This window comes from Bradyrhizobium genomosp. III, assembly GCF_000261705.1.
Taxonomy (GTDB): Bacteria; Pseudomonadota; Alphaproteobacteria; order Rhizobiales; family Xanthobacteraceae; genus Bradyrhizobium; species Bradyrhizobium ottawaense.
Genome location: NZ_AJQF01000538.1, coordinates 1 through 11058, shown reverse-complemented (window position 1 = coordinate 11058; position 11058 = coordinate 1). Strand labels below are relative to the sequence as shown.

Below are 11058 nucleotides of genomic sequence, written 5' to 3'. Positions count from 1 at the left end.
CGTCGCATATTGGCTCAATTGAGTCTGGACCCTAGACTAGCCCCGCCGCATAGAGCGCTTTTGCGACTGACTCGAAATACTGCGAAGGCACCGGGTTGCCGAGCCTTGCCTTGCCGAGCAGCTGACGCGCCAGAACATTGTCCTCCACAATGTTGAGGCGAAGCGCGCGCGCCTCACCAAGCAGCTGTGAAGCAGCTTCACCCTCGCCACGGCAGACCAACACCGGCACACCGGTCTCGCCGCGAACATAGCGCAGACCAATCAACGTTGCCGGTCCCCGCAATATCAACGTGGCCCGGCTGATGCCGAGTGGAGCCTCGTTTGCCGACTCTTGCCGCAGCCGCCGGTGCTCGCGCTTCACCTGCGGATTGCCTTGCTGTTCCTTGTTCTCCCGCTTGGCCTCCGTTTCCGTCATGCGCATGTCCTGCATAAACAACCAACGCTGGATTAGAAGGTCAGCCAATCCGCCGACCAGAAAAGCTCCAGCGGCAATGCCAATCAGCAGTTTAACCTCGGTGAAGACGAAACCAAAACAGCCCATGCCGCAGACTGGCAGGTACACCAGCGCTTTCCAGCTCGCGGTCACGGTTAAAAAGAAGATCGCACCAAGCAAAACCACTTTAGCCAGGGTCTTGCCAAGCTCGATGGCCGAACGTTTCGAGACGATACGCTTCAAGCCTTTGATGGGATCGAGTTTCTCGAGCTTCGGCTTGAGCGGCTCCGAAGCAAACATAAAGCCGCCATTGGCCAGGACATTGGCCAGAAGAGCTGCTGTCACGGCAGCGGCGAGCAACGGAGCGACAGTGGCAATCGAAAGTTCTAGCAAGCCGCTGAGCGCTTGTGGCACCGCGCTTGTGAACGGCTGCTCCTGCAGTTTATCGACCAGCCGGACCGTCTCCTGCCACTTGTCCTCAATGGCACCCGCTCGCCACCACAGACAGCCGAAACCGGCACAGGCGCTGACGCCGCTCACTAGATCGGAGCTGCGCGCGCTCTGCCCCTTCTTGCGCGCATCGCGCAGCTTCTTGGGCGTCGGAGGAAGCTTTTTCTCCTCACTCGTAGAGCTCATTTCAACAGCTTCCTCAGATGATCGAGCATGTCGTTCGAGGTCAGGATTTCAGAACCGGCATATTCGAGCAGATAGACGGTGTAGCTGACCATAATGACCCCGAATGCAACATTCTTGATCATCGGAGAGAGATCGTTCATCTTGAGCTGAGATGCAAAACGGCCGAGCATCATGACCGAGATATCCACCAGCAACAGCAGGGCCAGAACCGGCCCGGCGACCAACAAGGTCGTCATCATGATACGATCGAGAAGGGCAAGACACTCCATTGCCCCTTGCACTGTCAAGGCAGGCAAAAACTGATAGACAGGCCACACTAGGTAGCTGCCATAAAGGCCGCTCACCATGGTCTGCAGCCCGCCGACCAGAACGAAGATCGTAACCGCCGTAACACCGAGAAAGAGCCCGGTTCCAGTCGCTTGGCTGTGCGTCGCGGGATCCTCCCCCGCAACTTGGCTTGAAATTCCTCGTTGGGTATCGATGATGTCGCCGACTGCCTGTATGCTCCATAGTGGAATACTGAGCAGGATGCCGAGCATCAGACCGACGAACACCTCCTTCACGCCAAGCATGGTAACGCTAACCAAGCGCGTGTTCGGGTCCAAGGCCTGCAGACCGAGCTTGATCTGAGCAAGGCAAGGCAGGCCAATCGCAATCGTCAGGCTTCCCCGAATGAGGCCGCTGATACGCGGCCGGGTGAAGACAGGAAGCACCAGCATGATGCCTAGGGCGCGGGCCGCACTCAGGCCGGTTGCGGCGACGAATTCGATCGAGCCCTGAACGAGAACTTGCGCCTCTGCGGGTGACAGGCCAGCCATCCAAGCTCTGCTAGTATCTTGCGGTGAGTGCCGGAAACTCGCTGAAGATGCGCTCGGCCTGGTCGATCAGCGGGGCGCTGAGAACCGGGGAAAAACCGGCGAGCACGGCGACGACAACCAGAAGCTTGACCGTCAGTGGCAGGGTTTGGTCCTGGAGCTGAGTTGCCGCCTGGATAAGGCCAATGATCAGTCCGGAGATCAGAGCTGCGAGCAACGGCGGCAGAACCCAGATCATGAAGAGCACGAGCGATTGACTGAGGTGCGTAAGGATGCTGGCTTCGTTCATGGTCAACCTCCTGGCGTGGTGTAGCTTAGTACTAGCCCGTGCATGAGACGTGACCAGCCGTCGATAGTGACGAACAGAAAGAGCTTGAAGGGGACAGATATCACTGTGGGGGATACCATCGACATACCCATGGCCATCAAAATCGTGGTGACAATCAGATCGATCGTGATGAAGGGAAGATAGAGAAGAAAACCGATTTCGAAGCCCCGCTTGAGTTCGGAAATCAAGAACGACGGCACAAGAATTGAGAAATCATCTGCCGTTACGCTGCCGCGCATCTCCTCCGACCAGACATGTTCGGTGGATGACAGGAAGAAGCGGCGCTGCTCTTCATTGGTGAATTTCTTCAAATGAACACGCAGCGGCTCCTGTCCCTCCTTGGCGGCCATCACCCAGTCATCGAAACTCTGGTAGCGAAGTTGCGGATCGGTAAGGCGGTTATAGGTCTGCTCGAAGACTGGAGCGCTGATGAAGACGGTCAGGATGAGTGCCGCTCCGTAAAGGACGATGTTCGGCGGTATCGATTGAGTTCCTAGCGCATTGCGCACGAGGAAGAGAACAACCGAGACCTTGATAAAGGCTGTAGTTGTGACGACAGCAAAGGCCAGGAGACCAAGGCCGACCGTTATTGCAAGAAGCGCCAGGATGCTGGGTTGAATTTCAGTCATTAAGCGCCAACCTGCCGCGTAACCTGACGGCGAGCTCCTCGCCGATCCGCACGATGTCGCCTCGGCCGATACGTTGGCCGTTCGCAACGATATCGACCGGCCCGTCAAGATGCCGGCCAAGTTCGAACACGTGGCCTTCGTTGATGGTTCGCAAGGTTCCCAACGGCATCGGCCAGCGGCCACATTCGAATACGAGTGTGATCTCGATGCTGTCGATATCCGCCTCTGACGGGGGCTGCTGTTGCATCTGGTTTTGGGGCATCACATCTTCACTTTTTAGAGGGTGGGATCGCAAGCGGAATGGTCCTCGCAGCACCAGCCTGTCGCCGCCAATCTCTGCAGGGGCCCACAATCGGTCTGCAACGAGAACAATTTGGCCTCGCGCGAGTGGAATTGTGTCCGGGAGCAGCGCATCGCCTTGCTCTGCTTGGCGAAGAACGCCGATCGCGACGCGGAGCGAGCCGATATGGCCTGCAACGATGACCGGGAGTTCGGAAAGCAGCCTGGCCGCCTGTCGCGGTAATCGGCCGAGCAGCTCGCCGAGGACGGTGAAAGCCGGAGGCACCGGACCGTCGAACGGAGAGAATAGAAGCAGCCGAGCCTTGCTGGCGAGCTCACCATAGGCGACGTCAAATTCAAGATAAGGCTGCGTACTCCGCGCTTCCTCGGTGCGAACAAGCTGCAGATTCCGCTGCGTCATTCTTTCCAGCGCAGCAAGCAAGGGTTCAAGCGCAAGTTCCAGGACCAGCGAACGCGCCGGCTCAGAAGGTAAGGTAAGCCCATTCTGCACGGTCCGAACCAGCGCTTCCGCAAGCTTACCCGGCAAGGACAGGATCAAGGTTTCACCTTCTACTTCGAAGACGCAGTCGAGCATCGGTGCCGCAGCCGGCTCCGCCTGCCAGACGGTCCGGCTCACGCGCACAGATAGCGGCTTCTCGCCGAGGAGGCCTTGTAGAGGCGCACGCAACGCTGTGATCTCGTTAAGCCACGAGGCCACTGCGTGCGACAGGATCAGCGACGGCATGAAGGCTGCGCGCTCAGCCGGCCGGTCCGAGGCCGGTGCGGCTTCCGCGCCGCAGGCCCCGAGCTCGCGCGTGAGAGGATCTGCAATCATGCTGGCTCACCTCCCGTCTGCCCTGACGGGCCGCGCCGGTAGCGGAGCAAGACTTCATCATCAGCTTCGATTTCGGCGGCGGCTTCGAAATGAGCACTCGTGGTGCGCCGAACGTCTTGATCAATCTCACGCCATTTCTGGCTCGCCGCTGAACGCCTGGCCCAAACGGCCCTCGCCTCAAGAACCGCAGTCTCAGCTTGCGCCTGAGCAGCACGGGCATTTTCAAGAACCTGCTGCGCCGCTGCAATCTCGTCTGTGAGCCGGCCGATGATGAGATGATAGCGCCGCTGCAGCTCGCAAACAGACATCGCATCGGCTGCTAGCATCTCCCGATAGAGCTCTGCCTCGAGCTTTGCCCGGCGCTCTTCGGCATGTGTAAGATGCTCGAAAGCTCGTTGGACAGCTTGGATCGCAAGGTGGCGCTTGGCTTCCATGTTAGACAATTCACGAATGGCGCTTCGCTCCCGCATGTCCTTTACGAGCCGCAGCTTCGAGGCGTGAACGGGACTTAGGCGGTCAGACGCGATATCCATGCGATCGTCTCCTCAAAGCTGCACGCCTCACCCTGCCCCTGGCGCAGAAAGGCCCGCAGTTGCTCGATCGAGGCGATCGCCCGATCGGTCAGCGGATCAGAGCCTTGTTTGTATTCACCGACCTTGATCAGGAACTCGGCCTCAGCGTACCGTGACAGCAGATCACGGAAAAAGGATGCCGCCTTGCGATGCGGCACGGACACGATCGCATCCATGACGCGGCTGCGGCTCGACAACACGTCGATCGCCGGAAAATGCTCCCGGGAGGCCAACGCGCGGGAGAGAATAATGTGGCCATCGAGGATGCCGCGTGATTCTTCCGCTATCGGATCACCCGTGCCGTCACCTTCGACAAGCACAGTATAGAAGGCCGTAATGGAGCCATGCTCGCCCATGCCGGCGCGCTCCAACAAGCCCGGCAACAGTGCAAAAACGGATGGCGGAAATCCGCGCCGGGTCGGCGGTTCTCCTGCGGCAAGTCCGATTTCACGCATGGCGCGGCTAAAGCGCGTCAAAGAATCCATCATCAGAACGACGCGAAGGCCCTGATCACGAAAATATTCGGCTAGCGCTGTCGCCATGTGGGCGCATTGGGCCCGCTCCATCGCCGAACGGTCGGAAGTCTCCACCACAACGACGGAACGGTGAAGGGCTTCGCCAAGATGACGTTCGATGAATTCACGCACCTCTCGACCGCGCTCGCCGATCAGCGCAACGATAGTGACGTCGGCCGCTGCGCCTCTTACGATTTGCGACATCAGCGTCGACTTGCCGCAACCGGCATCACCATAAATTCCGATCCGCTGACCTTCTCCGCATGTGAGAAGACCATCCAGGACACGGACGCCGAGCGGGAACGGCTGTTCAATCGCGCGCCGTTTCATCGGATTAGGCGCCCTGCCGCGCAGCGGTCTGGCTTCGCCGGCTTTTATAGGGCCCTTGCCGTCGAGCGGCCGGCCAAAACTGTCGATCACGCGGCCGAGCAAATCGGGGCCGGCAGCCACTTCCTGCATTCGCCCGGTCGTCACCACCTCCGCGCGATTGGACAGCCCCACCATGTCCCCGATGGGCGTGAGTAACACCCCATCCGGCAACAGACCGATTACCTCGGCCTCGAGCGACCATCCGCTGCGAGGATCCTGCAATAAGCACAGTTCTCCGACCCTGGCCTCCGGCAAGACGGCGTGCAGCAGCGTGCCCACGGCCCGCGTGATCCGGCCGCGGACAGCGCGTGTATCGATGTGCTTGGCGGAAGATCTTAAGGATGAGAGTGCGGCCTTTACGGTTCCTTCTGCGGCCGCGGCATGATGGGTCGGTCGTTGCACGGTCACGATTCAGCTTCCTCCGTCAAGCCAAAGCCGAGGCGCAGCGCGCGCAGCTGCGCGGCAAGCCCAAGATCGACGTTGCCGAACTCGCTCCATAAAACACATTGGTCCGCGCTCAGCGCCGGATCCGCCTCAATCCTGAGCTTCGGCCGGCCCTCAAGTCCGTCATAATCCTTGAACTCACTGGCTAGCAGGTCGGCTTTCAGTGGGGATACGTGAAGGCAGACCTCCGTGTTTTTATATCTTTGCTCGATGGCATGACGAACGCACTGGACCAGCATCTTGCCCGAATCAAATGCGCCAAGCAGATCGCGAACGATCTCAAAGACCAGTTGCGGCAATTCCCGCTCCAGAACCGCCTTGCGTTGGGCCAGTTCACAAGTCGCCTGCGCAATCAGCCGGGCCATTTCCTCTGCGCCAGCCTTTGCACCCTCGGCGCGGCCCTGCGCACGTTCCCGCTCATAAGCCAGGCGTGCCCACCCTCGAACCCGCTGCAGATGCCGCTCGGCAGCGGCCAGCGCCTGTATGGCATCGTGCCAGATCTCAAGCTGCGCAGCTGGGATCAGCGGTCCAAGAGCCCGAATCTTCGGGGCCGCGGGTGGTGCGAGGGCATCGGCCGTCATGCCCCAGCATCCTCAGTGCGCAAATGAGCCATGACGAGGGAAAGCAGCGGGCCTGCTGCGCTACGGTGCTCCGCAGTTGAGCTCTCGGCGGCCGTCCCAGCGGGCAAGCGTAGAAGCACGCGGATACGAGCAAGCGATGAAGTCTCTTCGAGCCAAGCGCCGAGACAAGCATGCCCGTCATATTCGATCTGTCGGGACAATTGCTCTGGATCGGCGATCGGGGCCGTTGCGACGGCGCAGGATAAATGCCGGACTGCGAAAGCATGCGCCTCGGCACCGATCAACTCCACCAACACAGGCAGATCGTGCCTGGAGAACAGCTTGAGGATGGAGCGTGCATGCCAAATGCCGCCCGCGAGCAGCGCAGCCCGCCGCGGATCATGCCCCAGGAGAGCATCTTCGCTCCAGTCGCCGCAGCTCACCTCCCCCTTGCTGCCCAAAAGCAGTTCGGCGAGCCTTGGCTGTAGCCTGGCACTCTGCTGTAGCCGAGCCAAAGTGGAAGGTGAAAGCAGCGGGTCAAGAAGCCCGGCGAAACGACCGGGATCGGCCGAGGCAGCAAGCTCGCGCAGCCGATCGGCTGCGAGCGTGAACGAGCGATTGGTTTTTGTGGCTGTGGTTGACATTGATGGCGGCATGAGCGTCCAGACTATGACGCATCAGCAATCATCTTGCCCGCCGCTTGGTCAGCAGACAGGCGCGAGCCCCTACCGAACACGCTCAGCTTACGCGATGATTTTCCAAACTGACGCATGCGCGGGCCCAGCAATACGCAAGCGACGATGCCGAATACCGCTCCGGCGCTTCCTACAGCAAGCGCAAGTAACGGCGATGAGCCGGCTCTTGCTGACTGAGCCACAGGGACTCCCGGACCGGCAGACTGCTCGACTGGAGCGCGCTCGACCGGCACGAAGACAACGGCGACCTTGTCATAGGACAGCCCTTCAATGCTGTTTGCGACGAGCATCTTGATCTGCGGCAATAGTGCCGAAAGCCTCGCGCTGGAGCCATGTCGAATGAAGACCGATGCCGAGGATGGGGTCGCACCTTGCCGCAACAAGTCGTTCTTCGGCAGAACGACGTGAACGCGTGCTGAAAGGACGCCATCTATATCGCTGATCGTGCGCGACAATTCTTCGCTTAGAGCATAAACGTATCGTGCCCGCTCCTCGATCGGCGAGGCAACGAGGCCCGATCCCTTGAACACCTCGCCGAGATTCTTGAAGGATTGGCGCGGCAGCCCCTCAACATTGAGCAGGTCAATCGAATAAGCGAGCTGCTTTTCCTCGACCTGGATTGTGCTGGTTCCGTCCTTGGCGACAACACGGACAGCATCAACGCCCTTGCCAAGGAGAAGCGCGAGCATCTCATTAGCCTCGCGCTCCTGAATTTTGGTGTAGAGATCGGTCTTACAGCCGATCAGCGAGAGGAGAAGGGGCATAGCAAGAAACACGCGAAGCCGTCGCCACGATTGACGGCCGCCGGAGCTCCCCCTCTTCATATCGCCAGTCATCAGCTTACTCAGCCGGCCGATAGCAGCTTGTTTAGCGACGAGCTGACGGCGCTGGTGCCCTTGGAGACGAGGGAAACCTGAACAACGTCTTTGTAGACGTCTCGCAGATTCGTCATCATCGATTCGAAATCAGCTCCAACCGGCTTAACAGCCGCATTGGCTCCGGCGTTATCCACCGGCAAAAGTGGCTGCGCAGCCGGCCCAGGCTGCACCCCATTTACGACAGCCGGCGCAATCGCCGGAGAAACGGCTCGACCCTGGTAGATGCCGGAAAGGGTTTGGAGGATTCGGTCGCCCGGCGGACTTGCCAGCACATTCGTGCGCTGGACCTCCAATATCGGAGGAGTCGCTGCGGGTGGATTCGCGGACGGGAAAGCAGACCCCTGATTGGGAGCTACTTGCGCCAGGGACTGCTCGAAACGCGCCTGCTCGCCAGCAGCTGCCGGAGAGCAGGCACCGGAAAGACGACCGGCTGAACTGGGAGGGATCGGCGTTGCGCCTAACAACATGGAGTGTGTCATTGTGCTGGTTTGATGACCTAAGCTTTAGCCGATGAACCGATCAAGTTCATAGGCTGCCGAGCTGACGAAAACCTGACGGAGATCAGGTTGACTTGGTCATCTAATGATCACGTTTGGCTTCCAAGCTGCGGCGAAACTCTAACTTCATAATGAGCGGAAGGCGTCAAGGAATGCTCGCGCGGTCCACGGTGGTACATATCTTAAAAAGAATTTTTTGTGCCGGTGTTCTCATCTGTGTCGGAATTTTGCGCACGTCTGCTGCATCCCTTTCGCTGCCGCCCGCCCCTTATAGCTACACCGTTCTCGATCAGGATCTTGCTGCGGCGCTGCAGGAGTTCGGAAACAATCTCAATATCAGGGTCAATGTCAGCGCCGACGTCAGGGGCCGGATTCGTGGACGAATGCCGGACCTGCCGCCACGAGAATTCCTTGACCGTTTGACTGCTTTGTACAATCTCCAGTGGTACTATGACGGACTTGTCCTTTACATCTCCGCCGCCCAAGAGGCGCAAAGCCGGCTCATTGTATTGAACCCAATCAGCTTCGATGCGCTCAAGGCCGCGCTCGACGCGCTCAACATCTCGGATGAGCGCTATATCGTGAAACCTGCCCCGGGAGAGGGCCTCATCCTTGCTTCTGGCCCACCCAGATTTGTTGCGCTGGTGGACCAGACCCTCAAGGGCCTTGTGGCGGAAGCGCAGGCCCGGCGCAGTCCCGCCGCCGAGAGGTCACAACACGAGTCGGTTTTGATGTTGTTTCGCGGCTCCTCGAGCACGGTCTTCCGGGACGGGCGGCCGGAAGCTTCTCCCGAAACGCCGCTTCATGGGGGCGCTGTGCGCGAAGCCGGTCCAGGCCAGAAGTGATGGTCGAAGATGCAAGACCGCTCCGACTGAAGTCGCATCCGATCGTCAGCTTTTCGAAAGCTAAAGCCCCCAGCATGAGCCTGCGAGGTCTTGACGGCTGCCCTGCTTGAGGCAGCCCGATAGATGGATAAGAGACCGGATGCTCGAGGGAAATTGGGTAGCGCTGCCTTCACGCAGTGCGAGGCATTAAAGATCAATGTGGGCCTCCGCACGCGCGCTTCCGAGCTAGCTGAGGCTTCGCATAGCTCAATGCGCGTCATCAGTTGGAAGGAGAAACAGGGTGGATTTCAATGCAGTCGCCCCGGCGAATACGAGCCCGGAGCCCGACACAGCACGGACGGCTACAGATGCAACCGAGTTCGAGCGGCAGCTCAGCGGTTCAGAGGCTCCCGCTTCGGCGCAGGGAGTCGCCCATCCAGTGCTGCAGGGCGAGGCTTATTCACCCTATCTCGACGCGGGCCATCCCTACTCTCCATACTTGGAGACAGGACACCTCTATCCGCCTTACCCAGATTTAGCGCATCCCCTTGGGCCAGACTCGGGTTGGCAGGATAATCTATATGCCGCGCCTGCGGCCGTCGCTGCGCCAGAGCCGGACAACGGCCAGCAGCATCTCTCGCCGCAGGCCATAGCTCAGGCGATCGAGGAACATCCCGGCTTCGATCAAGATGTGATATGGCAGACTCTGGATGTCGGCCCATCGGAAGCCGAGCCACGGCACGGTGAGCCTCAAGCGGGGACATCGCATGCAGGACCATCGCGCACCGCCCCTTTTTCAGGATGAGCCGCCGCACGCCGGCCCCTCGCATGCCCGGCCATTGCAGGCGGGACCGCCCCAACCTGGGTCTTCTGAAGCTCCGCCAGAAAGGACCGCGAGGCGATCCATGTCGTCGAGATGAAGGTAAGCGCGTTGCGGATCAGGATAGTCTGGGTATGACCGGCCCCCCTAAATACCTTCAACATACCGGTTGTTAGAACCAGCACAGTTCTTCGCACAAACCTCCAAACACCGGACCACCTGAGATCACTCGGGGCACGAATCGCGGCATCAATCCGGCCTCACTCTTCGTCAGCTTCTTGCAAGCTGCCCCTGCTAGCACGAAAGGAATAGGTCATCTCGCGGCACCGCCGCTATCTGAGTTTTATGACATGGACACAGGCGCAGCCGATATCGCAGCAACGGCGCCAGACGCTGGCACAAACACCGATAACGCCGCGAACGGCGGCGACAACTCGCACGCAGCATTGTTGCAGCGGGCCTTCGAAAAAGCTCTGGTTGCCGTCGCTACCCAGGTCATAAGCGATACCCAGTCAGACATGGATGACGCTATGAGCGAGCTAGATGATGGCTGAAGGCCGGATTATCAGACGCGCACAGGGAGGACCTGACGGACGGCAAGCCGAACCGAAAACGATCGGGTGAAGCAGGCGGTCTTGGCAACAGCAGCCGCTAGACCGTCTTAGGTGATCCTCCAGGCAGGCGGTGCGGCCGTTCTGCAGGACCTCGCAACTTTCGGAAGACGCCGCAGCGACTTGCTCATGCCGCCGTGTCACATATTCTTCGATGAGGGTTCATCAGGAGCGCTCTTTAGCCAGGGCACCAGACGTTCTAAGCGAGCCCGAGCGCTCCCCGCCGATGAACTTCGTCATCTATTATCCTCGATTGGTTCTGCAGCCGCCCGCGAGATCGTGCGCTAGGGTCCAGACTCAATTGAGCCAATATGCGAC

General features: G+C 59.7%; 14 protein-coding genes. 2 read left to right on the top strand and 12 right to left on the bottom strand.

Annotation, left to right across the window (positions count from 1 at the left end; genetic code table 11):
- Positions 1–31: 31 nt before the first annotated feature.
- The 11 genes from IC66_RS0141275 to IC66_RS45875 are packed head-to-tail and all read right to left on the bottom strand — an operon-like array spanning position 32 to position 8455.
- The gene (locus IC66_RS0141275) at positions 32–1069 is read right to left on the bottom strand and encodes an EscU/YscU/HrcU family type III secretion system export apparatus switch protein (RefSeq protein ID WP_011084630.1); all 1038 of its coding nucleotides are present in this window, start codon (positions 1067–1069) and stop codon (positions 32–34) included.
- A complete protein-coding gene (gene sctT / locus IC66_RS0141270) occupies positions 1066–1887 on the bottom strand; it encodes a type III secretion system export apparatus subunit SctT (protein WP_011084629.1) in 822 nt (273 codons plus the stop codon). The genes IC66_RS0141275 and sctT overlap by 4 nt, the downstream gene beginning before the upstream one ends.
- A gap of 10 nt (positions 1888–1897) precedes the next feature.
- On the bottom strand, positions 1898–2173 hold the full coding sequence (locus tag IC66_RS0141265) for an EscS/YscS/HrcS family type III secretion system export apparatus protein (RefSeq protein ID WP_011084628.1): 276 nt from the start codon (positions 2171–2173) through the stop codon (positions 1898–1900).
- 2 nt (positions 2174–2175) lie between these two features.
- Entirely contained in the window at positions 2176–2841 is a 666-nt protein-coding gene (sctR, locus tag IC66_RS0141260; RefSeq protein WP_011084627.1) for a type III secretion system export apparatus subunit SctR, read from the bottom strand.
- The gene (gene sctQ, locus IC66_RS0141255; RefSeq protein ID WP_011084626.1) at positions 2834–3955 is read right to left on the bottom strand and encodes a type III secretion system cytoplasmic ring protein SctQ; all 1122 of its coding nucleotides are present in this window, start codon (positions 3953–3955) and stop codon (positions 2834–2836) included. The genes sctR and sctQ overlap by 8 nt, the downstream gene beginning before the upstream one ends.
- On the bottom strand, positions 3952–4488 hold the full coding sequence (locus tag IC66_RS0141250; protein WP_011084625.1) for a hypothetical protein: 537 nt from the start codon (positions 4486–4488) through the stop codon (positions 3952–3954). Before IC66_RS0141250 ends, sctQ begins: the two co-directional genes overlap by 4 nt.
- The gene (gene sctN, locus IC66_RS0141245; RefSeq protein WP_011084624.1) at positions 4464–5819 is read right to left on the bottom strand and encodes a type III secretion system ATPase SctN; all 1356 of its coding nucleotides are present in this window, start codon (positions 5817–5819) and stop codon (positions 4464–4466) included. The genes IC66_RS0141250 and sctN overlap by 25 nt, the downstream gene beginning before the upstream one ends.
- The gene (sctL, locus tag IC66_RS0141240) at positions 5816–6436 is read right to left on the bottom strand and encodes a type III secretion system stator protein SctL (RefSeq protein ID WP_011084623.1); all 621 of its coding nucleotides are present in this window, start codon (positions 6434–6436) and stop codon (positions 5816–5818) included. Before sctL ends, sctN begins: the two co-directional genes overlap by 4 nt.
- Positions 6433–7071, bottom strand: coding sequence for a nodulation protein (locus IC66_RS0141235; RefSeq protein WP_011084622.1), 639 nt, complete (start codon positions 7069–7071; stop codon positions 6433–6435). The genes sctL and IC66_RS0141235 overlap by 4 nt, the downstream gene beginning before the upstream one ends.
- 11 nt (positions 7072–7082) lie before the next feature.
- Positions 7083–7946 (bottom strand): type III secretion system inner membrane ring lipoprotein SctJ, encoded by an 864-nt coding sequence (sctJ, locus tag IC66_RS0141230; RefSeq protein WP_011084621.1) that lies wholly within the window; start codon positions 7944–7946, stop codon positions 7083–7085.
- Between the two features lie 8 nt (positions 7947–7954).
- Positions 7955–8455 carry a nodulation protein NolB gene (locus tag IC66_RS45875; RefSeq protein ID WP_038951310.1) on the bottom strand — a complete coding sequence of 167 codons (501 nt, stop codon included), beginning with the start codon at positions 8453–8455 and terminating at the stop codon, positions 7955–7957.
- Positions 8456–8637: 182 nt separating this feature from the next.
- Here IC66_RS45875 and IC66_RS0141220 point away from each other — a divergent pair, with 182 nt between their 5' ends.
- Positions 8638–9330: a secretin N-terminal domain-containing protein gene (locus IC66_RS0141220; protein ID WP_020608155.1), complete on the top strand. Its 693-nt coding sequence runs from the start codon at positions 8638–8640 to the stop codon at positions 9328–9330.
- Positions 9331–9886: 556 nt separating this feature from the next.
- On the opposite strand, the gene IC66_RS47450 is transcribed toward IC66_RS0141220, so the two are convergent.
- On the bottom strand, positions 9887–10063 hold the full coding sequence (locus tag IC66_RS47450; protein ID WP_161966260.1) for a hypothetical protein: 177 nt from the start codon (positions 10061–10063) through the stop codon (positions 9887–9889).
- Between the two features lie 416 nt (positions 10064–10479).
- Here IC66_RS47450 and IC66_RS0141205 point away from each other — a divergent pair, with 416 nt between their 5' ends.
- Positions 10480–10683 carry a hypothetical protein gene (locus IC66_RS0141205; protein ID WP_011084616.1) on the top strand — a complete coding sequence of 68 codons (204 nt, stop codon included), beginning with the start codon at positions 10480–10482 and terminating at the stop codon, positions 10681–10683.
- Positions 10684–11058: the final 375 nt, after the last annotated feature.